Origin of the sequence: Paraburkholderia sp. IMGN_8 (assembly GCF_038050405.1) — a bacterium.
Taxonomy (GTDB): Bacteria; Pseudomonadota; Gammaproteobacteria; order Burkholderiales; family Burkholderiaceae; genus Paraburkholderia.
In genome coordinates, this window is sequence record NZ_CP150901.1 from 2,504,829 (window position 1) to 2,527,930 (window position 23,102).

At 63.2% G+C, this 23,102-nt stretch carries 24 protein-coding genes; 9 read left to right on the top strand and 15 right to left on the bottom strand.

The window, feature by feature from the left end; all coding sequences use genetic code 11:
* Positions 1-82: 82 nt before the first annotated feature.
* Positions 83-610, bottom strand: a complete 528-nt coding sequence (locus tag WN982_RS32355) for a GNAT family N-acetyltransferase (protein ID WP_341316100.1) — start codon at positions 608-610, stop codon at positions 83-85.
* A 126-nt stretch (positions 611-736) separates the two neighbouring features.
* Here WN982_RS32355 and WN982_RS32360 point away from each other — a divergent pair, with 126 nt between their 5' ends.
* On the top strand, positions 737-1,405 hold the full coding sequence (locus WN982_RS32360; protein ID WP_341316101.1) for a VTT domain-containing protein: 669 nt from the start codon (positions 737-739) through the stop codon (positions 1,403-1,405).
* A gap of 36 nt (positions 1,406-1,441) precedes the next feature.
* Here WN982_RS32360 and WN982_RS32365 read toward each other — a convergent pair whose 3' ends face one another.
* The 4 genes from WN982_RS32365 to kdgT form a co-directional block, all read right to left on the bottom strand.
* Positions 1,442-1,993, bottom strand: coding sequence for an SRPBCC family protein (locus tag WN982_RS32365; RefSeq protein ID WP_341316102.1), 552 nt, complete (start codon positions 1,991-1,993; stop codon positions 1,442-1,444).
* Positions 1,990-2,328: a metalloregulator ArsR/SmtB family transcription factor gene (locus WN982_RS32370; RefSeq protein WP_341316103.1), complete on the bottom strand. Its 339-nt coding sequence runs from the start codon at positions 2,326-2,328 to the stop codon at positions 1,990-1,992. Before WN982_RS32370 ends, WN982_RS32365 begins: the two co-directional genes overlap by 4 nt.
* 4 nt (positions 2,329-2,332) lie before the next feature.
* Positions 2,333-2,794, bottom strand: coding sequence for a VOC family protein (locus WN982_RS32375; protein WP_341316104.1), 462 nt, complete (start codon positions 2,792-2,794; stop codon positions 2,333-2,335).
* Between the two features lie 149 nt (positions 2,795-2,943).
* A complete protein-coding gene (gene kdgT, locus WN982_RS32380) occupies positions 2,944-3,960 on the bottom strand; it encodes a 2-keto-3-deoxygluconate transporter (RefSeq protein ID WP_341316105.1) in 1,017 nt (338 codons plus the stop codon).
* A gap of 371 nt (positions 3,961-4,331) precedes the next feature.
* Between kdgT and kdgR the strand changes: the two genes are divergently transcribed.
* The gene (gene kdgR, locus WN982_RS32385; RefSeq protein ID WP_341316106.1) at positions 4,332-5,219 is read left to right on the top strand and encodes a DNA-binding transcriptional regulator KdgR; all 888 of its coding nucleotides are present in this window, start codon (positions 4,332-4,334) and stop codon (positions 5,217-5,219) included.
* A gap of 64 nt (positions 5,220-5,283) precedes the next feature.
* Here the strand turns inward: kdgR and WN982_RS32390 are convergent, their stop codons facing one another.
* From WN982_RS32390 to WN982_RS32410, 5 genes are all read right to left on the bottom strand, one after another.
* Entirely contained in the window at positions 5,284-5,493 is a 210-nt protein-coding gene (locus WN982_RS32390; protein ID WP_341316107.1) for a hypothetical protein, read from the bottom strand.
* The gene (locus tag WN982_RS32395) at positions 5,486-5,791 is read right to left on the bottom strand and encodes a hypothetical protein (RefSeq protein WP_341316108.1); all 306 of its coding nucleotides are present in this window, start codon (positions 5,789-5,791) and stop codon (positions 5,486-5,488) included. Before WN982_RS32395 ends, WN982_RS32390 begins: the two co-directional genes overlap by 8 nt.
* Before the next feature lie 127 nt (positions 5,792-5,918).
* The gene (locus WN982_RS32400) at positions 5,919-6,551 is read right to left on the bottom strand and encodes a response regulator transcription factor (RefSeq protein ID WP_341316109.1); all 633 of its coding nucleotides are present in this window, start codon (positions 6,549-6,551) and stop codon (positions 5,919-5,921) included.
* Positions 6,548-8,179, bottom strand: coding sequence for a response regulator (locus tag WN982_RS32405; protein ID WP_341316110.1), 1,632 nt, complete (start codon positions 8,177-8,179; stop codon positions 6,548-6,550). Before WN982_RS32405 ends, WN982_RS32400 begins: the two co-directional genes overlap by 4 nt.
* Positions 8,176-10,332 carry an ATP-binding protein gene (locus tag WN982_RS32410; protein WP_341316111.1) on the bottom strand — a complete coding sequence of 719 codons (2,157 nt, stop codon included), beginning with the start codon at positions 10,330-10,332 and terminating at the stop codon, positions 8,176-8,178. Before WN982_RS32410 ends, WN982_RS32405 begins: the two co-directional genes overlap by 4 nt.
* 28 nt (positions 10,333-10,360) lie before the next feature.
* On the opposite strand from WN982_RS32410, the gene WN982_RS32415 reads away from it, so the two are divergent.
* Positions 10,361-11,356 (top strand): hypothetical protein, encoded by a 996-nt coding sequence (locus WN982_RS32415; RefSeq protein WP_341316112.1) that lies wholly within the window; start codon positions 10,361-10,363, stop codon positions 11,354-11,356.
* Here WN982_RS32415 and WN982_RS32420 read toward each other — a convergent pair.
* The 3 genes from WN982_RS32420 to WN982_RS32430 all read right to left on the bottom strand — a co-directional run bounded on the left by WN982_RS32420 (position 11,353) and on the right by WN982_RS32430 (position 13,436).
* The gene (locus WN982_RS32420; protein WP_341316113.1) at positions 11,353-11,667 is read right to left on the bottom strand and encodes a hypothetical protein; all 315 of its coding nucleotides are present in this window, start codon (positions 11,665-11,667) and stop codon (positions 11,353-11,355) included. The two genes, WN982_RS32415 and WN982_RS32420, sit on opposite strands and share 4 nt — an antisense overlap.
* Before the next feature lie 177 nt (positions 11,668-11,844).
* Positions 11,845-12,699, bottom strand: a complete 855-nt coding sequence (locus tag WN982_RS32425) for an AraC family transcriptional regulator (protein WP_341316114.1) — start codon at positions 12,697-12,699, stop codon at positions 11,845-11,847.
* Positions 12,700-12,722: 23 nt separating this feature from the next.
* Positions 12,723-13,436, bottom strand: a complete 714-nt coding sequence (locus WN982_RS32430; protein WP_341316115.1) for an alanyl-tRNA editing protein — start codon at positions 13,434-13,436, stop codon at positions 12,723-12,725.
* 357 nt (positions 13,437-13,793) lie between these two features.
* On the opposite strand from WN982_RS32430, the gene WN982_RS32435 reads away from it, so the two are divergent.
* Genes WN982_RS32435 through WN982_RS32450 form a run of 4 tightly spaced genes read left to right on the top strand, consistent with a single transcriptional unit; the run spans position 13,794 to position 17,055 of the window.
* Positions 13,794-14,651, top strand: coding sequence for a transporter substrate-binding domain-containing protein (locus tag WN982_RS32435; protein ID WP_341316116.1), 858 nt, complete (start codon positions 13,794-13,796; stop codon positions 14,649-14,651).
* A complete protein-coding gene (locus WN982_RS32440) occupies positions 14,648-15,409 on the top strand; it encodes an amino acid ABC transporter permease (protein ID WP_341316117.1) in 762 nt (253 codons plus the stop codon). The genes WN982_RS32435 and WN982_RS32440 overlap by 4 nt, the downstream gene beginning before the upstream one ends.
* Positions 15,399-16,202 (top strand): amino acid ABC transporter permease, encoded by an 804-nt coding sequence (locus WN982_RS32445; RefSeq protein WP_341316118.1) that lies wholly within the window; start codon positions 15,399-15,401, stop codon positions 16,200-16,202. The genes WN982_RS32440 and WN982_RS32445 overlap by 11 nt, the downstream gene beginning before the upstream one ends.
* Positions 16,189-17,055 (top strand): amino acid ABC transporter ATP-binding protein, encoded by an 867-nt coding sequence (locus tag WN982_RS32450; protein WP_341316119.1) that lies wholly within the window; start codon positions 16,189-16,191, stop codon positions 17,053-17,055. Before WN982_RS32445 ends, WN982_RS32450 begins: the two co-directional genes overlap by 14 nt.
* A gap of 91 nt (positions 17,056-17,146) precedes the next feature.
* Here the strand turns inward: WN982_RS32450 and WN982_RS32455 are convergent, their stop codons facing one another.
* The gene (locus WN982_RS32455; protein WP_341316120.1) at positions 17,147-18,478 is read right to left on the bottom strand and encodes an LLM class flavin-dependent oxidoreductase; all 1,332 of its coding nucleotides are present in this window, start codon (positions 18,476-18,478) and stop codon (positions 17,147-17,149) included.
* Complete coding sequence (locus WN982_RS32460; RefSeq protein WP_341316121.1) at positions 18,475-19,791, bottom strand: MmgE/PrpD family protein; 1,317 nt, start codon at positions 19,789-19,791, stop codon at positions 18,475-18,477. The genes WN982_RS32455 and WN982_RS32460 overlap by 4 nt, the downstream gene beginning before the upstream one ends.
* A gap of 378 nt (positions 19,792-20,169) precedes the next feature.
* On the opposite strand from WN982_RS32460, the gene WN982_RS32465 reads away from it, so the two are divergent.
* The gene (locus WN982_RS32465) at positions 20,170-20,562 is read left to right on the top strand and encodes a DUF2946 domain-containing protein (RefSeq protein ID WP_341316122.1); all 393 of its coding nucleotides are present in this window, start codon (positions 20,170-20,172) and stop codon (positions 20,560-20,562) included.
* Between the two features lie 83 nt (positions 20,563-20,645).
* Positions 20,646-23,024, top strand: coding sequence for a TonB-dependent receptor (locus WN982_RS32470; protein WP_341316123.1), 2,379 nt, complete (start codon positions 20,646-20,648; stop codon positions 23,022-23,024).
* The last annotated feature ends 78 nt before the right edge of the window (positions 23,025-23,102 follow it).

A 23,102-nucleotide genomic window follows, 5' to 3' on the forward strand; every position in this document is an offset into this window, starting at 1 on the left:
GTATGACCGGCATGAAATCCGTTCACACCCGCCGCGTTTTTTTATGCGCTACCCGATGCAAACTCCGCGCGCGCCGCCAGCTTCATGCAAGATCGCGCCGCATGAACACACGTTTCGATTCGTCGAGTCCGCGGGCGATATGCGCGTCGCGCCGCTCGATCAACGCCGCGTCCAGTTCGGCTTCTTCGATATCGCGAAAGCCGAGCCGCCGATAGTACGGCGCGTTCCACGGCACCTCGCGAAACGTCGACAACGTGAGTTGCGTCATCTCTCTTGCGCGCGCGAGTTGCGCGACCTGCTCGATCAGCGCCGCACCGATGCGCTGGCCAGCATACGCCGTAAGCACATCGAGTTCCTGGACGTAGAGTCGCGTAGCCTGCGGCTCGAACATCACGAACCCGACGCATGTCTCGCCGGCTGCCACGGCGACGACGATCTGCTGCGCGGCGATCTTGCGGTTGACGAGGTCCACCTCCATCGGCAGCGCATCGGCGATACCGGCCATGCCGACGCTGACGAAGCGCTGGCCCGCCTCGAATTCGATCGTACGGACAGCGTGCGCATCGTGCGGCGCGGCAAATCGGAAGGTGACGCTGGAAGCCTGTTGCATGGGCGTTTCGTGCGACTTTCCCTGAAGGACACGCCGCGATATTGACATCATCACGGTGAAATAAACAAGTGCCCGCGCCGCCGCGGGACTACACTCCTGAACACCTGAATTCCCGTTCGACTCAAGATGGATCTGATGCATCTGCTGCAGGTCGCCCTGCACTTCGACCAGCACCTCAGCGGCTTGATCGTGCAATACGGCGCCGCCGTCTACGCGATGCTGTTTCTCGTAGTGTTCGTCGAGATCGGCTTCCTGCCGCTATTCTTTTTGCCGGGCGATCCGCTGATTTTCATCTGCGGCGGCCTCGCCGCGACCGGCGCGCTGAATGTCTGGATCGTGATCCCGGTGCTGTTCGCCGCGACCGTGGCCGGCAGCATCGTCGATTATGCGTTCGGCCGCGCGATCGGCGAGAAAGTCTATACCGCCGACTATCGCTGGGTCGACAAGAACGCGCTGCGTAAAGCGCACGCATTCTACGAAGCACGCGGCGGCCTGACCTTCCTCCTGTCGCCGTTCATTGCAGTGGTGCGCACGTTCGCGCCGTTCGTCGCCGGTGTCTCGCGCATGACGTTCGCACGTTTCGTGTCGTTCGTCACGACCGGCGCGGCGCTATGGATCGTGTCGCTAGTGGCGGCAGGTTATCTGTTCGGCAACGTGCCGCTGGTGCGCGATCATATGAGTTCGATCGTGCTGCTGGGCGTGGGGCTCGGTGTCGGGTCGTTGCTGGTGAGCGCACTGTGGCGTTTCGTCAACCGGCGGCTGCGCGCTGACTCAAAATCACGGAGATATCCATGACGCTTTCCGCTTTGCTCGTCTTTGCGCTGGCGCTGATCATCGCCGCCGGCACGCCCGGTCCCAGCATCGCCGCGCTGGTCGCGCGCGTGGCGCTGGCGGTGTAGCGGTTTTCGATACCGCCGCACGCAACGACGCCAGCAGCGCCTGCCACCATTCGCCGTGCCGCAGCAGAAATACACGATCAGGGAAATGGTGGCGCGCCACGTGGTCTTGCGGCACCGTATCCCAACCGCGATGCTCGACTGTCACGCGCGTTTCGTCGCCGATCGCTTCGAAACGCACCTCGACATGCGTGTGCTGCGCGGCGGTAAAGCTGGCCTGACGCCAGCCGAACGCCAGACGCTGGCCCGGCGCCCAAACCGTGACGCGGCCGATCTCGAACAGGCTGCCGTCCGGCTGCGTTTCGACCAGGCGCCCATGCTCGCCGGGTTCCAAAGGCAGTTCAAACGACAGCACGCCCGCGCCTTGCGGCGTGAACTGAAACAGCCCGTTCGGCCGCCACCATGCGCCGATCTCGCGCGTGAACACGTCGAACGCGCGCAGCGGCGACGCCGCAACGCGTAACGAGACCTGCACGCGCGAACTCATGCTTGCCGCTCCACATGCGCCTTGAACGACAGCAATTGCGCGGACCACATCGCTTCGGTCTGTTCGAGCCATGCCTTCAGTTCGCTCATCGGCGCCGAACGCAACACATAGAGGCGCACGCGCGCGTCGATGCCGTCATGCGACTCTTCGATCAACTCACTCGAACGCAGGACCCGCAAATGCCGGCTCATTGCTTGCGGGCTCAGGCCGGTGGCTTGCGCGAGTTCACCGGCGCGCATTGACCGCTGGCTGAGCAGATCGACCACCCGACGCCGGTTCGGATCGGCTAGCGCCGCCAGGGTTCGATCGAGCGTTGCGCTAACAGGCAGTCCCATGCGCTCACATCCATCCTTCGATTTTTAGGCCGCTCACCTGCTCGGCTTCCTCGCGCGACACCTTGCGCACGGTTTGGCCGAAGCTCCAGACGTGCCCTTCCGGGTCGCGTGCCGCGTACACACGGTCGCCGTAGAACTGATCCGCCGGCTCGCGCGTGATGACGGCGCCCGCGGCGCGCGCCCGTGCGCAATGCTCGTCGATACCTTCGCGCAGTTGAACATGCACCGACTGCGTGTTCTTGCCGCCGATCGAGGCCGGACTCGCCGCGTCTTCCGACCACTCGCGACAGATCATCACGTAGCCGTCGCCGAAACGCATTTCCGAGTGACCCAACTGGCCGTCGCTGTCCGTGACGACCAGTTGACGCTCGAAACCGAAGGCTTTTTCGAGCCAGTCAAGCGCGGCAAACGGGTCTTTGTAGTACACCGACGAACCCAGTGAAGGACGGTGAAGCGGATCGCTCATGACAGGCTCCTTTTGTAAACCTCTCGGTTGATATTTAACATCATAGTTAAACAAATGGGAAAGGCAAGGAGGATGGCGTCGCCAATTGGTTCTACGAGAAGCCACGGCAAGCCGGCAACGCCAAGCGTTGCAGGACCACCCACGCCACATCAAACGTGCACGTCCTGCTCGTTGAGCGGGGGTGCCGTCGCCCCCGCGAACTCCTCGCGCAACATGTCGCGCGCGTGATGTCGACGCACCCAGAGCGCGGTGAGGATCGGCACGAGAAGCGCCGTCACGAGACAGGCGGTCGCGACCATTGCCGTGGCGGCCGGCACCAGCGGCTTGAAGCGCGGAATCATCTCGCCGATGATCGCCGGGTTCGCCACCGCGGCCCCCGCAGTCGACGACGCCGCCAGCCCCGCCGCCCCGTTGCCGCCCGCGATCCAGCGGTCCGCGACGATCAGCGGAATGCCCGTCACGACGATCACCCCGAGGCCGAGCACGATGCCCGGCAAGCCGCTCGTGACGATCACGTTCAGGTCGATGCCGTTGCCGAGCGCAAAGCCGAAGAACGGAATCAGCGGATGCACGCAGCGGCCAAAGAATTCGCGCAGGTCGCTGTCGAGGTTGCCCAGCGTGAAGCCGACCAGGAACGGCAGCACCGCGCCGACGAACAGGCGCGGCTCGAAGAACGCGACACCGGTCGCGCCGAGGATGATCATGCTGACGAGCGGCCCCGACTCGATCGACATCAGCACGAACGCGCCCGCCTCTTCCCTGGTGCCGTATTGCTGCATCACCGCCGCATAGAGGCCACCGTTGGTCATGTCCATCGAGGTCGTGATCGCGAGCACCGAGAGGCCGGCGAACAGCCCCGCCTTGACGCCGTCGATCGGAATGAAGTGCGAGGCGACGATCGTCGCGATCCACGCCACCACCATCTTTGTCACGAGCAGCGTGCCCGACTTGCGCAACACCGTTCCGGTCGCCCGCAGGTCGATCGTCGCGCCCATGCAGAAGAACCACACCGCCAGAATCGGCACGGTGCCGGTGATCAAGCCATTCGTGAACGACCCGAAGTATTTCCCCCCGCCCGGCGCAAATGTGTGGACGCAGGCGCCGAGCAGCAACGGCACCAGCATCAGGCCGCCCGGAATGCGGTCGATGGCCTTCTTGAGCTTCATGTCTCCTCCATGGACTTCGCGTCCAGTTGTCGGGTGAATAACCCTGGGTGATGTCCCGTTCTTGCGTCGGGCTACTCCCTTTCGGCGCAATATAGCATTGCGATAGGAACGACGTTCCGTTTTTGACAAGACTCTAGTCCATCGTTTACCCGAGCCTCATTTAAGACCCTTGCCAGCCTTGATGCGGAAGCACAATATTTTCGGATCACCGTTCTGAATTTGAAATTCCGCGCTACATTCGAAACCAGACCGGCGCCGCAGCACCGTCACCCAACCCAGCGTGTGGCCGGCGCGCTAGCCCGGCAGCAGGTCACGTGGAACGCTGGACGCGGTATGCTCCCGGCGCTCGGTATCGATAGGAAATGACGGAAATGACAGCAATGGGCAGACAGCGCAGGGACGACGCGGCCGCACACGCGCAGGACGCGGACAGCGCTGAAGGCAACCGCGGCACGGGCAACGACCGGGGCGAATCGGTTTCGTCGATCGGCAGGGTGTTCGCGATTCTGGGCGCGGTCGGAGACAGCGGACAGATCGGCATCAGTGAATTGTCGCAGCGGCTCGGCATGTCGAAGACCACCGTCCACCGCGTGCTCCAGACGCTGAAGGCGCTCGGCTATGTGACGCAGGAAGTCGAGACCGAGCGCTACCGGCTGACGATCCGTCTGTTCGAACTAGGCGCGAAGGCGCTGGAGAGCGTCGATCTCGTGCGCGAGGCCGACGTCGAGATGCGCCGCATTGCGCAGGCGACCCGCGAGGCGGTCCACCTCGGCGCATTCGACGAAGACGCCATCATCTACATCCACAAGATCGACGCCGACTACGGGCTGCGCATGCAGTCGCGGATCGGCCGCCGCAATCCGTTGCACAGCACTGCGATCGGCAAGGTGCTGCTCGCGTGGATGGACCCGGCCGAGGCGCGCGACGTGCTCTCGCACGTGGAATTTCGCAAGTCGACACAAAAGACGCTCGCCTCCGCCGACGCCGTGCTGAACATCCTGCCGCACGTGCGCGAACAAGGCTACGGCGAGGACAACGAGGAACAGGAAGAAGGGCTTCGGTGTCTCGCGGTGCCGGTGTTCGACCGCTTCGGCCGCGTCATTGCGGGCCTGTCGATTTCGTTTCCAACGATGCGCTGCGGCGCCGACACGAAATCGCACTATGTGGCCCTCCTCAAGCAGTCGGGTCACGCGATCTCGACGCGGCTCGGCTATCGTCAAGCGCCGGCGCCGGAGCATGCGGCCACCGGGCAGGGTTGAGCGAAAGCGCCTCCGCCCAAAGCCGGCGCGGTTCTTCAGGCGTCCGCGGCGTGCGCCGCAAGACTCAATGCGTGACGCCAAAAAACGCTTCAGCGCCTTCGACCGGTGTGAGTCCTACCTTGAAATAACCCTCGAGCCGTTCTGCCGTCGCGTCGCTCAGCGTGAACGGTGGGCGGACGAAGCCGACCGACACGGCGTGGTCGTACCATGCCAGCATCCACGTACGCAGCTCCAGTTCGTTCTGCGAAAGGCCTTGCGGAGTATCCTCAGCCATGCGTCGTCTCCTTCGCCGTCATCGGGTCGTCCAACGGCAAGCCGGCGACGCTCATCGAAGGACGCGCGGCGCCGGGTGGAAAAACATGCCAGGTTCCATCGTTGTGGCGGAAGAAAAACAGGGCGAGCGGGCCGCCCGGCCGTTGCACTTCGACACACACGCGGCGTGTCCGGCCAGATTGCGAACGATGAGTCAACAGTATCCGGACTGGCTGGGCGCCCGCCGCACCGAGCAATTTTTCGACCAGTCCGCGTAACGACTTTTCTCCCACGACCGTTTGCGCTCCATGATTGCCCATAGAAGCCATCGTAAGGCGCCCTTGTTGGCGGCTCAGTCGGGAGCGGCGGATAGTTCCTTCAGGAAAATCTGATTCGAACGTCAGGATTTCCCTAGCGCAACGACTGCGATGATTCATCAGACAAGCATCATTCGGCGGCCAGCCCGTGCCTGATCGCATAGCGGATCAGTTCCGCGTTGTTGCTGAGACCGAGCTTCTGCATCAGGCGCATCTTGTGGGTGCTGATGGTCTTGGCGCTGAGCGAGAACGTGTCCGCGATGTCGTTGATGCTTTTGCCGAGCGCCAGCATCTGCAGCACCTGGAATTCACGATCGGAGAGTATGTTATGAGGCGGCGCATCGTCCGAGTGGGTCTCGAAGATGATCGCGTCGACGAGCTTCGGATCGATAAACCGCCCGCCGGCGGCGAGCTTGCGAATAGCGGCAAGCAGCACCTCCGGGTCGCTGTCCTTCGTCACATAACCGGTGGCGCCCGCGCGCAACGCGCGCGAGACGACCTGCGCTTCGTTGTGAATGCTTAACACCAGGACCGGCAAGGCCGGCTGTTCCGCGCGCACGCGCCGGATCAGATCGACCCCGCTGATTCCCGGCATCGTCATATCCAGCAACAGCAGATCGACGTGACTCGCGCGCAGCTTGTCGACGACCTCCGAGCCTTGAGCGGCCTCGCCGGCGACGACGATATCCGTCGTCGTCGCGATAATCTGTTTCAGGCCGCCACGCACAATCGCATGGTCATCCGCAATCAGGATCTTGATCATTTCTCTGCTTTGTTGTCTAACGGAATGTGAATCGAAACCGCCGTGCCCGCGCCGGGCGCGCTGTCGATCTGCAGCGATCCGCCAATCGCCCTCGCGCGCTCGCTCATGCCGAGCAGGCCATAGGAATAACTCTTGCGCGCCGCCTCCTGATCAAAGCCGCGACCGTCGTCGCTGACATGCAGATCGAGGGCCGTCGCGGTGCGGGTCAGTGTCACGTCCGCTCGCGTCGCGCCGGCATGGCGCGCGACGTTGGTGAGCGACGCCTGGACGATGCGGAACACGGCAGTCGCGAACGCATCGGGAAGAACGGGCTCGCTGCCGTTGATCCGGAACTGGCAGGGAACGCCGGTATGCCGGCCGAAATCCTCGACCAGCCACTCCAGCGCCGACACGAGCCCGAAGTTCAACGCCGCAGGCCGTAAATGACTCGCCACGTTGCGCACCATCCAGATCGTCTTTTCGACCAGTTCGCGCATGCTGTCGGCTTTCTTCATCGCCTCCTGGTCGCTGCCAAGACGCATCCTGAGCAGCGATACGTCCATTTTCAACGCTGTCAGCAACTGGCCCAGTTCGTCGTGAATTTCCAAGGCGATGCGCTTTCTTTCCTCTTCGCGGATCGCTTCCATATAGGCCGACAGTTCGCGCAGCTGTTCGCGCGACTCGAACAGCGCCTGCTCGATACGCTTGCGTTCGGTGATGTCGTTCAGACCGACATAGATAGCAGGCGCATCGTCATAGGTCGCCACCCGGGCCGTCGCGATCGCCCAGAATGTCGTGCCGTCCGGCCGCCTGAACTGGACTTCCATATCGCGGAAACTGCCCTCCTCGCGCAGATGCTGCACCAGCCTGTTGCGCTCCGCGGGATCCGCATACAGGTCCACGATGCTGGAGACCACGCGGTCGCGCGCATCGATACCAAATAGCTCCCGCAATGGCTCATTCGTATAGAGAATCTTTCCGCCGGGCATCGACGTGATGCACAGCGGCACCGGGCTCGTCTCGACAATGGTGCGAAACCGCCCTTCGCTCGACAGCAGTTTCGCCTCGGCCCGCCTGCGCTCGTCGATCTGCGAATGGAGGCGGGCATTCGCCCGCGCCAGTTCGTCGGTGCGTTGCGCGACGCGCTCCTCCAGGCCGTCGCGCACGCGGGACAGCGCCGCCTCGGCCTGCTCGCGCACGGCCACTTCGCTCTGCAGCTGCTTGTTGCGGGCAACGAGTTGCCTGTGCATGGCGCGCAGCGCCAGATGCGTGTCGATGCGCGCCATCATTTCGTTGACCCGCACCGGCTTCGTCACGTAATCGACACCACCCGCCGCGAATCCCTCGACCATGTCCTCGCTGCCGGTGAGCGACGTCATGAAGATCACGGCGATATCGCGCGTCGCGTCGTTCATCTTGAGCCGGCGGCAAGTTTCGAAACCGTCGATGCCCGGCATTTTCACATCGAGCAGAATCAGGTCCGGCTGCGAAAATTGCGCGCGCTCGAGCGTTTCCACGCCGTCGAGCGCGACCAGCACGCGAAATCCCCGGTCCGCCAGACTGTCGACGACCACGCCCAGATTCGACGGCGTGTCGTCGGCGATGAGGATGGTGGGTGGCCCACTCAAGTGGGCGGATGCGTCGTTCATGGTGCCGGCCTGCGTTCCATATGCTGCTCGACCAGTTGGAGAATCGCTTTCGACTGATAGCCTTTCGCCAGTTGACGAAGCTGTGCCGTGAACGACGCGTAGAGCGGGTTGAGCGCGGCGACACGTTCGGCCCAGAGCACGATCTCCCGCATATTGCCGTCGCGGGCGAGGCGGTGCAGTTCGCTCATTTCCGATGCAGGCACGGCAAGCTGCGGCTCCTGCGATGCGCCGGGTGCCACGGATGGCGTCTGCGGCGCATAAGTCCACGTCAGCGCCAGCAACGCAGTCATCTGCGCGAGCAGCTTGTCGAAATCGACCGGCTTGGAGAGGAACGCATTGACGCCGGCGGCAAGGCTGTTTTTCTCATCGGCGCCGGACGAAGTCGCTGACACCGCAATGACCGGCACGTCAGCCAGGCCGGAAAGTTGCCGCAGGCGGCGGGTGGTCTCGAGGCCGTCCATTTCGGGCATGACGATGTCGGTCAGGATCAGCGAGGGTCCCTCGCTTTGCGCCTTCGCGAGCCCTTCGCGGCCGGTCGCGGCTTCGACGGTTTCGAAGCCGAGCCTCGTCAGAAACTCGACGACGACCTCGCGATTGACCTGTACGTCGTCGATCACCAGAATCTTCCGCCGCGGGCCCAGGTAGCCCGTCTCGACCTGAGTGGCGGGTGCGGCAGGCATGGCGGCCGGTTCGGCAAGCGCAGGGGCAAGTTCGAACCAGAAGGCGCTGCCGTGCCCCACCCGGCTCTCGACGTGGATCTCGCTACCCATGGCACGAACGAATTGCCGGCTGATCGCGAGACCGAGCCCGGTGCCTTCGACTCGCCGCTCGGCACCGCCGACCTGCTCGAAGGGCTCGAAAATCGCCTCCAGCTGGTCCGCGCTCACGCCAATGCCGGTGTCTCGCACGTCGAATCGAACCTTCCCGGACGCGCCCTGCGCGATATGCAGGCTCACCTCGCCGTGGTCAGTGAACTTGACCGCATTCGCGAGCAGGTTGAGCAGGACCTGCCGTAACCGGCGTTCGTCGGCGCGCACACCGGACGGCACGCCAGGGGCGATCTCGCAGATGAATTCAAGCTGTTTCTGCTCCACCTTCACACCGATGATTTCGCGAATCACGTCCATCATGGCGGCCAGCGGCACGTCGCCGATCTCGATGCGCAGTTTGCCCGCTTCGAGCTTGGTGAAATCGAGCGTGTCGTCGATCAACGTCAACAGATGTTCGCCGCTGCGCTGGATCACCGCCACCCCTTCACGTTGCCGCTCGTTCAGCGTGGGGTCGCGCCGCAGGATCTGGGCATAGCCCAGAATGCCGTTGAGCGGCGTGCGCAGTTCGTGACTCATGCTGGCGAGGAATTCGCTCTTGGCCCGGTTCGCCGCTTCGGCCAGGCGCCGCGCTTCGCGCTCGGCGGCCGCATCGCGCTCCTCGAGGTACCAGCGGTGGAGTCGCTCGCCCATATCGTTGAATGCGGCAACCACCCGGTCGAGCTCGTCCGGCTGCCTCGGAGGGCGGCGCTGCAGGCTGAACGGCCGCGGCGTCTGATGGAAATCGTAGCCGCCGACGGTCCGCGCGATAGCGCCGAGGTGCCGCGTCACGAGCCGCGACAGGATGTAGATCGTGAACAGAGAAACCAGAAACGTATTGGCCGCCTGACTCACCAGAATCACGAGCGCGGTCTGCGTCAGCTCGTGGTAGAGATTGGTCAGCGTAGCCTCGACGTAGAGCGTGCCGATGCGCTGCTCCTTGCCCTGCACCCGGTAGAGCAGCGGAAATTCGCGTGTCACGGCCGCTTCCGCCACACGCCGACCCGCCGTGACGACCATCGGCGACGACGCCGAACCGGCCTCGCGCACCTCAGCAGCGCGAATATCGGCCAGCCGCAGAATACCGTCGAGTTCAAGTTGAAGCTGCGCCCGGTCGAGGCGCCACAGTGCCTCGCCGAGACTGTCGCGATAGCTCCTGTCGATATCGGCGAGGCGAGTCTCGACACTTTCGATGCCGCTTGCATAATCGCGGTAGAGTTGGAATGCAGTCAAAACCAGCGTAACCACGCAACTGAACAGCAACACCGTCGCCAGAAGCCGCAGCACTACGCTGCGGCGAAAGCGATTGATCGAACTCCAGAAGGCGCCAAACGTGTTGAGAGCCATATTCCCCCGCGAGTGCTCTGGATCTCTTTTGCCCTATTCTGCGCCCGTCGCCGATTCGCGGTCTACCGTCGGCGCCTCCCGCGGCACCCCGCCTGCCTGCACGAAATCCCGCTTCGGCGCCCTCTCTCCGCGCACCTGGGGCGTTGCGGCCATACGTGGCCTGCTCGCCGGATTGTCGATCTGGGCCGCGCTGATTCCGGCGGTATTCGCGCTGGATATCGTCAAACCGCTCAAGTCAGAAGAATTCCTTGTCCGCTACGCCTACCCGTTCGAATTGTTGACGGAAGTGCTCACCCGCACCACCGCCGCGTATGGCCCGTACGCCGAACAGCCTTACACCGACGCCATTTCGGTAGCCCGTTCGCATCAGGAGGCGCTCAAGGGTGAACGCATCAACGTCATGATCAGCGATGCGGGCCACCGGGAATTCGACGAAGACATGATCCCGATTCCGTTTCCAATCGACAAAGGGCTGCTTGGCTACCGCGTCGCACTGATCGCCGCCGACAACCAGCCGAAGATCGACGCAGTCCGCACGCTCGACCAGTTTCGCAAGCTGTCCATCGGACAAGGCAGCAATTGGGGCGACGTGCGCGTCTATGAGTACAACCATGTGCCCATCAGGACGGCGGAAACGTACGATTCGCTTTTTCTCATGCTTCTGCATCGGCGCTTCGACCTGTTCCCGCGCGGCGTGACCGAGGCGCCGCAGGAATTACGTGCTTACGGAGCACGCTACCCGAACCTCGCGATCGATCGCCATCTGCTGATCAGGTACCCGTTTGCCCAGTTTTTCTACGTTAGTAAATCGGAACCGCGCCTCGCCGCGCGCATTCGCGACGGGCTCGAGCAGATGGAGCGGGACGGCAGCTTCGATGCATTCTTCAACCGGCACTTCAGCCAGCAGTTGAGCGCCCTGAAACTGAAAGAGCGGACACTTGTCGAGCTTCAGAATCCGTTCCTGCCGGCGTGGGTCCCGCTGTCGCGCAAGGAACTCTGGTTCGATCCCGCAAGCTTGCGCTAGCCGTTTGCCGTTATCCGCTCGGACACCGGCACCGTTCCGTATGCGAGTATCTCGTCCACACAGTCGGCCAGTTCGCGCAACGCGTGCGACGAGTCCCGGTCGAGTGCTTCGGCATGCGATTTTCTGAGCTCGCGCAGCGTATCGCCAAGCCGCCTGATCGCATGGGGCCCGCTATCCAGGAGCGGCCAGCAATGCAGCAGATAACCCAGCGGTGTCACACTCCTGTTCTCGCACCATGTATCGAACAGGCGCAGGCAGATCGAGTTGATGTACTCCACCTCGTTTTCGCGTCCGGACAGATAGGGAATCATGGAGAGGCAACCGCGTGAGACGATTTCGATATTCCATCCTAAGCAGGCAAAGAGCGCTACGCAGTCAGGAAGCGCGGAAAATCGGAGCTACGCATCCTGAATCGCGCGTAAGGAAATCCTGACATCATCCGTATGGCCGCCCTTCCTCCGCTAAAAGGATTGGCGATGCTGCCCCGGCTACTGCCCGGGCTTCAGCGCCGCGTAAGCCCCCGGCGTGACTCCGTATGCTCGCTTGAAAAGCCGGTTGAGATGGCTCTGATCATAAAAGCCGACTGCCGCAGCGGCCGTTGCTGCGTTATGTCCCGCCGCAAGCATCCGTCTTGCTGCAAGCAGGCGCATCTGAGTCGCATACGCGTGTGGCGGCAGACCGAACTCCTTGCAAAAAGCGCGCATCAGATGATATCGACTGAGGCCGACGAGTTCAGCCAATTGGTCTATCGATATGTCGCGCGCAAAGTTGGCGGCGACGTAGTCACGAACCTGGGCCATTTTTCGGGATTCGCGCCGTGCTTCGCCGGCATCAGGCCCGGATTGACCATACCTTCCGAACAACATGCCCATCGCCGCCCACCAGTTCGCCTGCCGTTCCATCAACGACGTCGAGCCGTGTTCGTGAAGACTGGCATGCGCCTTGACCAGCAGACCTGAAAGAAGCTCGTCCTGATAGAGGCCAGGCGGAACGAGAAGCGGTTTGTCGAGACGTGAGTCTGGGCAAAAGACGGCGCCCAGTGCGGCGAGACCTTCCACGTCAAGATAGATGGCACGGTAAATCCATTCACGGCCCTCCCACACCTCGCCGCTGTGGTATTCGCCCGGCCCAAACACCAGCACGCTGCCCGGTCCGGCGATGTCGCTACCGGCGCGCGTATGGCACTGGCCGGCACCGTTTTCCGTCATGACGATAACGAGCTCGTCGTGCAAGTGCCGATCGAACTTGTGCTTACCATAACGGGCGCTTGCAAGGCAGGCGCCGTCAAGTGCGCTATCGCGCCAACAGACAAACCCCTGCTCGCTTTTTTCAGTCATCGCCATGGTTCGCGCCCCTCGTTCCACCCTTAAACCAGTTCCAGTCTTACCCGGCGATTGTGACGGCCCTTGTTCTCTATCTTCACGATGCGGATAGGTCTCGATTGCGCCGTGTTGGACAAATGCGTGCCGCCGCAGGCCTGCCGGTCGAGATCGCCGATTTCCACGATCCGAATAGTGCCCTCGGGTGTCGGCGGGGGTGCTACCGAAAGGCTGCGGATCAGACCGTGCGTCGCCTTTGCTTCCATTTCGCTTACATAATATGCGCGCACGTCCATGCCGCGGCGGATCACCTCGTTGATGGGCTCCTCCAGAGACCGCAACGCATCGTTATCCGCGTCGGGCAAATCGAAGTCCATGCGAGCGGTACCATCCTCGTTAATTTGTACGCCCGTGACGAGTGCGCCGGCGAACCGTTGATACACAAGCGCGTTGAGGATGTGCGTGCCCGTATGGAGCTGGGCAACTGTGGCACGCCGGGTCGCGTCGATGGCGACGTGGACGTCGCCGTTCAGTTCGAGTGGCTCGTCGAGCAGATGCCATAAGACGCTTCCTTCCGCCGAAACACCGGTAATCCGGGCGGCGCCGTGTGCGTGTGTCAGCGTTGCCGCGTCCGAGACCTGGCCACCCCCGCCCGGATGCAATGCCGAGCGGCTCAGCACGACCGCGCCGGGCCGAGCGGCAACAACGGTTGTTTCGAACTCGAGCAAATCCGGCTGCTCATGGCAAAGATAGTGCGGCACCTTTTTGACCTCGCATGAATTGACTGGTTAAGCCCAGCATACTGAGTCTGGGCCCAACCTGTCTTGGTCAAAAATGCTCCTGTCTCCTGTGCCGGGCAGCGCTGCAGATTCGCGTTGAATCAGCCAACCGTCCCCCGTCGCACGCTATGTGTGCCGTTCAAGTTGTCGCCATTCCGTGTCGTATATGTTTTTGACGAAGCAATACCGCAATGCGACGTCATAACGTCCAATACGATGCTTAAACATCGGCGTCGTCTGCACAAATGCGCGAACCAGATAACGGTATGAAAATTGATTGGTTCTTTCCGGAGCCCGGCATGCCGAGAATAGGCGATCCAGAATTCCGCCGATCCTTTCATGTTCAACGCTCCGCACCGCATCACCCACCGCATCACGGTTAACCGCGCTCTGCGCGCCTTCACTGTTCTCGCCGCCTTCGCCGCCGGCGCCGCGCACGCGGACAGCACGCTCGACCGTATCCATCAGCGTCACAAGATCGTGATTGGCGTGATCCTGTCCGGGCCGCCGTTCGGTTCACTCGACCCCGCCACGCAAAAGCCGGTTGGATTCAATGTCGATCTCGCCGAAGACGTCGCGAAGCGGCTTGGCGTCGAAGCGGAACTGACGCCGGTGCAGCCGTCGAATCGTGTGCAGTTCCTTCAGCAAGGCAAGGTCGACGCGCTGATCGCCAACATGGAAGTCACCAAGGAACGCGCGGAGATTTTCTCGTATCCGCCCACACCGTTCGAGGAAATCGGCGGCGCGCTCATCACGCGCAAAGACAGCGGCATCAAGACGTGGAACGATGTGCGCGGCAAACCCGTGTGCGTCTCGCAGGGCAGCAACTACACGAAGCCGCTTGCCGAGCAATACGGCGCACAGGTGAAGGCATTCCGCGGCCAGCCGGAATCGCTGCTCGCGCTGCGTGGCAATAACTGCGTCGCCGCGGTGCATGTCGCGCCCACCTTGCGCCTGCTCGCCGCACGCAATCCGGATTGGAAGGACTACACCATCCCCGTCTCAAACGATCTGATTCCGTCGCCGGCCGTGATCTGGGTGCGCAAGGGCGAAACCGACACGCAGAACGCGCTCGATAAAATCGTGCAGGACTGGCATCGCAGCGGCTGGCTGATCGATGTCGAGCGCAAGAACGCGATGCAGCCCTCGCAGGCCGTGCTCGATCTGCACGAGAAGTACAAGGCGCAACGCACATGAGTTCGCCGCTTGCAGGCTTCTCGCAAGCCACCGCAGCGCTCGTCGATGCCATCGGCAAGACCGGCCTGAACTACAGCTTCGTGCTCGACGCGGACGAACGCGCATCGTTCCTGCACGGCATGCTGGTGACGCTCGAGTTGTCGCTCGTCACGGCGCTGGGCAGTCTGTTCGCCGGCGTCGTGCTGGCAGCCATGCTGACTTCGCCGCGCGCCGCGCTGGCGCGGCCGGCCCGAGTCTTCGTCGAAATCACTCGCAATACGCCGACGCTTGTGCAACTGTTCTGCGCGTTTCTGGTGATCAACATGCTGATTAGCGAGGTGCTGCGCAATCTTGGCGGCAATACGTTGACGCCGTTCATCTGGAGCGCGATCGTGATTTCGCTGCACAAGGGGGCGTTTCACGCTGAAGCGCTGCGTGCCGGAATCGAAGCCGTACCGCGCGCCACTCTGGAAGCGGCGCAGTCGCTCGGCTATAGCCGCCGCCAGCGTCTGTGGGGCATGCAATTGCCGCTCGCGGTGCGTTTCGCGCTGCCGGCGCTCGTCAACAATATGACGGATCTCGTCAAGATGACCACCGTCGCCTCGGCGATCGCCGTCGGCGACATCACCTATGCGTCGATCATGATCTGGACGCAGCGCGACAACGTGCTCGAATTGATGATCCTGATTCTGCTGTTCTTCGGCGCGCTGACCTTCGCAATCAACCGCGCAGGGCGCTGGCTCGAAGCGCGCTTGAGGATGCCAGGCTATGGCCACTGAAACGCTCTCGTCACTGGCGCGGAGCGAACGGCGCCGCCCTGCCGCGCTACTCGCCGTGGTTGGCGTCGCTGCCTTGCTTGCGGTGTTCGAGCATGAGATCGCCCATGGCCGCCACTACCCGACGCTCGCCGCGCTCATCACGTGGGCGCCCGCGCTCGGCAAATCGCTGTGGGTCAACATCGAGATCAGCCTGCTCGCGATCGCGCTCGGCACCCTGGCCGGTCTCGTGCTCGGACCGCTGCTGCTGTCGCCGATCCGGATCGTGCGCGTCGCGACGCGCGGCTATGTGCAGGTGTTCCGCAACGCGCCGCTGCTCGTGCTGATCTATTTCTCGACCTATGTCTTCCCGTTCGAGATCGCGATCGGCCATCAGACGCTGCCGTTCCCCGACTGGTTCAAGGTCACGCTCGGCCTTGCGCTGCCCGCGAGCGCCAACTTCGCGGAGATCTTCCGCGGCGCGATCCAGTCGATCCCGCATGCGCAGTGGGACGCCGCGCGTTCGCTCGCGTTCAGCCGCACGCAGGTATTCCGCTGGATCATTCTGCCGCAGTGCGTGAAGCGGATGCTGCCGCCATGGATGAACCTCTACGCCAGCATCACGATGGCGACGGCGCTCGCGTCGCTAGTCGGTGTGCACGATCTGCTCGACACGGCACAGGTCGCCAGCAATACCGTGGCGCGTGCTGATTTCACGGTCGTCGTCTATTTCACCGTGCTCGGACTGTTCTTCGCGTACTGCTATCCGATTGCGCGCCTCACCCGTTTCATTGAAAAACGCTATGCCTTCAGCTGACGCCACATTCGCAGCCTCTTTCGCCGCCCCTTCCGCCTCCGCCGCGCACCCGCTGGTACGGTTGCGCGACGTGCATCTTTCATTCGGCGCCAATCCGGTGCTCAAGGGCATCGACCTCGACGTGTTCCGCGGTCAGGCCGTGTCGATCATCGGTCCATCCGGTTCGGGCAAATCGACGATCCTGCGTTGCATCACGGGACTGCTGCATCCCCAGCACGGCACGATCGAAGTCGACGGCACGCGCGTCGATCAACTTGCGTCCGAACGCGACGAGATTGAATTGCGCAAGCGTGTCGGCTTCGTGTTTCAGCAATACAACCTGTTTCCGCATCTGAGTGTGCTCGACAATCTGGTCGTTGCGCCGGTGCGCATTCTCGGCCGCGACAAAGCCGCCGCGACCCGCACCGCTTACGATCTGCTGAAGAAAGTGCGCCTCGCCGATAAAGCGCATGCCTATCCGGGCGAGTTGTCCGGCGGACAGCAACAGCGCGTGGCGATCGCTCGCGCGCTCGCCATGCAGCCGGATCTGATCCTGTTCGACGAGGTGACCTCCGCACTCGATCCTGAAACCGTGGGTGAAGTGCTGACCGTGATACGCGATCTGGTCAGGGACGGCATGACCTGCGTGCTCGTCACGCACGAGATGCGCTTTGCCGAAGAAGTCAGCGACGCGGTTTATTTCACCGAGGCCGGGGTGATCGTCGAGCACGGTCCCGCGGAGCGTCTGTTTCGTGCGCCCACGAGTCCGCGCACGCGGGCGTTTCTGGCGCACACGCCGGTTGCACCGGAAGCCGCACCCGCAACGCAACCGCGCGTGCCGCTGCAACTGGATCTGAGCCGCTTCGCGATCTGAGCATACCTGGCCCGAGCGGAACTGACTCAGCGACAAGTGACTCAACGACACGGCGTCTGTCGCACAGGCGCCGTGTTTTTCTTTGCCCGACTCAACGGGCCGCGTAACGGCTCACGGGCCGCTGCAAGCCGAGGTGATCGCGCAGCGTCGTGCCGCTGTACTCGGTACGGAACAGACCGCGCCGTTGCAGTTCGGGCACGACAAGTTCCGTAAAGTCGTCGAGGCCGCCAGGGAAATACGGCGGCATGATATTGAAGCCGTCTGCGGCCTCGCCGGTGAACCACTCCTCGAGCGCATCCGCGACCTGCACCGGCGTGCCCCACACGATGCGGTGCCCACGTGCGCCCGCCACGAGGTAATACAGTTCGCGCAAAGTCAGATTCTCGCGGCGCGCGAGATCGGTCAGCAGTTTGGCGCGGCTTTTCAACTGATCCGATTCGGGCAGCTCAGGCAGCGGACCGTCGAGCGGATACCTCGACACGTCATGGCCGAGCCGGTCGGACAACAGCGACAATGCGCCGGACGTGTCGGTCCATTGCTGCAATTGCGCGTACTTGTCCTTCGCTTCCTGTTCCGTTCGGCCGATAACCGGAAACACGCCGGGCATCACGTGCAGTTGTTCGCCCTCGCGGCCGAACTTCGGCAGACGGCTCTTGAGGTCGCGGTAGAACGTCCGCGCTTCTTCGATTGTTTGCTGCGCCGTGAACACCACTTCCGCAGTGCGCGCGGCGAGATCCTGCCCCGGTCCCGACGAGCCGGCCTGAATCACCACCGGATGTCCCTGCGGCGGACGCGACGCGTTCAGCGGCCCTTTCACCTTGAAGAACTGCCCTTCATGGTCCAGCGCATGGACCTTGGCGGGATCGAAGTAGACGCCGCGTGCCTTGTCTTTTACGACCGCGTCGTCGTCCCAGCTGTCCCACAGTCCTTTGACGACATCGACGAATTCGCCCGCCATTTCATAGCGCAATGCGTGGTCCGGGTGATTGCCGCGCGTGAAATTCGCGGCCGTGCGGTCGTACGAAGTCGTCACGACGTTCCAGGCCGCGCGGCCGTTGCTCAGATGATCGAGCGACGCAAATGCACGCGCGACGTGATACGGCTCGCTATAAGTAGTCGACGCCGTGGCGGCGAGACCGATGTGGCGCGTGCCCATCGCCAGCGCCGACAGCAGGCACAGCGGCTCGAACCGCATCGCCATCGACGGATGCGCATCGGGTCCGCTCGTCAGGCCGTCGGCGAGAAAGACCATGTCGAACTTCGCGCGCTCGGCGGTCTGCGTGATGCGTTGCATCAGCGCCAGATTCTCGCTGCCGGCCTGCGCATCGGGATGTCGCCATCCGGCGACGTGGTGCCCCGCGCCCTGAATGAAGAGCCCGAGGCGCATCTGCCTGCGGGCGGCGTGACTGTTGGTCGTGGTCATACGCTGATCTGTGCGAAGGCTTTGAAAAGAGAAGCGAGATCGGCAGCGCTGTGCATCGTGTCGATCAGTGAAGGAACAAATTCGAGCACGCGGCTGTGGCTGGTGGCGTCCGCAAACTTCGCATGTAAATCTTCAGCGCCATGCAGACGGTCCGTCTTGTGGCTCAGCATCGTACCGTTGCGCAGTTCGATCTCGACGGTCGAGAAACGCGTGGCCGGATCGGTCGATGCACGCGCCGCAGTTTCATCATGACGGCGCGCCACGCGCGCGGCGAGCGCAATCAGGTCGTCGCGCACGGGTACGTCGGCGAAGGTCGCCACGCCAGGTGAGCCGTCCGTCAGCGCAGCCGCCACTGCGTATTCGACGCTGAAACGCGCTTCGAGACCCGTTGCCGGGAGCTGGTTCGCGAGCGGCGTGTCACCGCCCGGCGGGAAGGTCACCGCCACGCATTCGATGTCGTGCGGCGTGAGCAGGTGTAGGTCGCGCAACGTCAGCGCGGCATGCACGGCGTAGTGCGTCGCCGTGCAGCATGCCCACGGTTTGAAATACAGTCCCGGCGTGACGATCTGCCAGGGCGCGCCCCATCCTTCGAGCACCCGCTCCGGTCGCGCAGCGCCGCCGCTGAACACGGCGAAAAAGCCGACCGGTCCATCGAGCACGCCCGCGGATCCCTGTAGGCCAGCCGCCGCCAGTTCGGCCGCGAACACGCCCGCGCGCGCGGCGAGCCCGGCATGCAGCGGTTTCGCCTCGCTGCCGAACTGCAGGCGCAATCCAGCCGACTGCGTACCCGCCAGACCGAGCGCATTCTCGACGGCCACCGCATCGAGCTTCAGAAGAAACGACGCGGCCGCCGCGGCGCCGAGGGTGCCCAGCGTCGCGGTGTTGTGAAACCCCTGCTCGTAATGACGGCTGCCCAATGCCAGACCGAGGCGCGCCATCGTTTCGACACCGACAACGTACGCGTCGAGCAATTCGAGCGCACTACTGCCGCGCGTCTGCGCAAGCGCGAACAGCGCAGGCAGCAGCACGGTCGCCGGATGGCCGCGCACGCTGCTGTGCACGTCGTCGTAGTCGAGCGCGTGTCCGGCGTAGCCGTTGAGCAAGGCGGCCTGTTGCGCCGACGCGCCAAACGCGCTGCCGATCACCGACGCTTCGCCGCGTGAATCCTGGCCATTCACCGTCAATAGTTTTCGATAGCCGGCGTCGCCGGCGCCGGCGAAGGCGGCAGCGAGAAAGTCGAGAATGCCGCGCCGCGCTGCGGCGATCGCGGTCGTGTCATCGGCAGGAACGGCGTTTGCGATCGCGGCTGCCAATTGTCGCGTGATACCGGCAGCCGGTTCCGCTGGAGTAGATGCGCACAGGCGTGACATGTCGAAAGAGTGAAATCGTGGAAGATCGCGTACGGAGCGCCGCGTGCCGCCGGCTCGACATAAGTCTTGCCGCAAGCCTTGCCACCCGCACCCGGACGCGTCCGGGCGGCAACGCTCTAAACGCAGAATGCTAACGAAGCACCCGCTCGCCAACAAACAAGATTTCCCGCTTTCGATATCGCGGATTCAGCGTTGCTCCAGCAGACGGATCTGCCCGCGCCACGTCCGGCGCGCGGGCAATAGCGGACACACGCCGCGCGACGACGCTGGAGACGCTTGCGCCAGGATGCTAGAATCCGGCGCGTCTTTACGTTCGCCATCATGACACTACGCTCCCGCAACCGCATGACCGCATGGCTTGGCCTGATCGCCATGTGGCTCATCGTGTTCGCGCCGGTCGTCAGTCAGATGCTGGTGTCGGGGCGCGCGCACGAGCCGGTCGCCGCGCTCTGCTCGGCGCTCCAGCCGCAGGATTCCGTACAGGCGAGCCATGCCGGTCAGCCGCCGGTCCACCTGAGCCACGACGATGCATTCGGTGCGTGCGGCTACTGTCATCTGCTCGAGCATCACGTCGCGATGACAAACGTCGCGCCCGCCGAACCGTCGGTTGGGCTCGCGATCGCAAGCGCGGCGCCGCCCGCGCTCTCTACCCGCTTCACGCCGCTCGGCGCGTTCCCCTCCGGACGCCCAAGAGATCCCCCAGCCGTTTCCTGATCGCTGTTGTTCCTGATCGCGCATCTCGCCGCGCCCGTCGAGGGCGCGCGCGATCGCCTGTTCAATGCATCCAGGAAACACCCATGTTTAACTTCGCTTTGCGAAGGCTGCCCTCTTTCGTGCTTCAAGGCGCCCGTCTCGGCGCGCGTCGCGTCACGTTCGGCCTGCCGCCGCTGTCATTCATTCCGGCTTGCGTGCCGGCGCTTGTCCCGGCCGTCATCCCATCGCTCGCTCACGCGGACAGCGCAACAGCCGACGCCACCCTGCCCTCGGTCACGATCGGCGCCAAGGCGCCCGCTGCTCCGCGCGCCGTCGATCCGAACATGCCGGCATCAGTCGAGACCGTGACACCCGAACAGTTCGACAACTGGAACGTCGTCAACACCGAAGACGTGCTGAAGTACATCCCGAATCTCGCGGTGCGCAAGCGCTTTATCGGCGACCTGAACTCGATCATCGCCGTGCGCGGCACCAGCAATACGCAAAGCGCGCGGGGCCTCGTCTACGCCGACGGGCTGCTGCTCAGCAATCTGCTCGGCAACAGCTATTCGTTTCCACCGCGCTGGTCGATGGTCTTTCCCGACGACATTCAACAGGTCGACGTGCTCTACGGGCCGTTCTCCGCGCTTTATCCGGGCAATTCGCTCGGCGCCACCGTGCTCATCAGCACACGCATGCCGAAGCGCTTCGAAGCCAGCGCCGACGTCAAAGCCTTCACGCAGCATTTCAGCCTGTTCGGCGTGAATCAGAACTTCAACGGCAGCGAAGCGAGCGCGTCGATCGGTGACCGGATCGGCAAATTCTCCTGGCTGCTCGGCGTGAACCATCTGGAGAATACGAGCCAGCCACTGCAATTCGCCACACTCGCGAAGTCCAGCACGCCGGCCAAAGCCGGCGATACGCCGGTCAGCGGCACCTACATCTACAACAACCAGACCAACACGCCGACCGCCGTACTCGGGGTCAACGGCGAAGGCATCGAGCACACGGTGCAGGACCAGTTCAAGCTGAAGATGCAGTACGACTTCACGCCCACGCTGCAAGCCGGCTTTACGCTCGGCTACTGGCATCAGACCTATAACAGCCAGACCTCGACGTTTCTGCGCGACGCCAACGGCAATCCGGTCTACAGCGGCAAGGTCGCGATCGGCGGCTACGAATACGCGATTCCCGCTGCCGCGATGGCGCCGAGTCTGGGCCATAGCGAGAACTGGCTATATGGCGTGTCTCTGAAAACGCGCAACGCCACCGGCTGGAATGGCGAAGCGCTTGCTTCGTACTACGACATCGGCAACAGCGTGGCGCGCACCGCCAGTTCGGGTGCGCCAGGCAACGGTCCCGGCACCGTCATATTCGGCGACGGCACTGGCTGGAAGACGCTCGATCTCAGAACCACCTATACGCCCGCCACGCCCGAGGCGGGGTTGGCGAGCCACTGGTTAAGCTTCGGCTATCACTACGACAACTACTTTCTCGAGAACGAAAGCTACAACACGCTGAACTGGCGGGACGGTCCGGCCACCACGTTTGCCAACGCGTTCACCGGCAAGACGCAGACACAGGCGCTGTACGCGCAGGACGCGTGGCGCTTCCTGCCGCGCTGGAAGTTCGTGTACGGCGTGCGCTATGAGGATTGGCAGGCCTATGACGGCTCGCAGGCGCGGGCCGGCACGAGCCTTCCTTATAGCAACGCGAGCGAGCACCACTTCTCGCCGAAGGCGTCGTTGTCGTTCGACGTCACCGACGATCTGACCTTGCGCGCGTCGATTGGCCGCGCATATCGCTTTCCCACCGTCAGCGAACTGTTCCAGGGGCAAATCAACGGCTCGTCGATCGTCAATAACAATCCGAACCTGAAGCCTGAAGACGATCTCTCGAAAGAGCTGACCGCCGAATGGGCGCACTGGAACGGACTATTCCGTTTCTCGCTGTTCCAGGACGACGTGAAGAACACGATCTTCACTCAGACCGATACGACCGTGATCCCCAACGTGACGAACTTCCAGAACATCGGCAAGGTGCGCTCGCGCGGCGTGGAGACCAGCTACCAGGGGCAAGATGTGTTCGTGCGCGGCCTCGATCTATTGGCGAGCGTCGCGTATACGCAGTCGAAGATCGTCGCGAATGCGCAGAACCCGGCGACGGTCGGCAAGTATTTCTACCGCATTCCGCTGTGGCGCGCCAATATCGCCGCGACGTATCACATCGACGAACGCTCGGCCGTCACGCTCGCCGCGCGTTACTCGGGACGTCAGTACAACACGCTGACCAACACCGATACGAACCCGGATGTATTCGGCGGCACCAGTACGTACACCGTCGCGGATGCCAAATTTACCTTCAGGCCCACGAAGCTGAGTGAACTCGGCGTCGGCATCGACAACCTGTTCGACGCGCGTTACTTCGTCTACCACCCGTATCCGGGCCGCACGTTTTACGTCGAAGCGAAGTTACGGATGTGAGCGCGGCTGCGCGCGTATATCCGTGCTCCCGTTCGTTCACGACGCCCCGCCTGGCCACGCGCGCCGCGCAGGGTGATT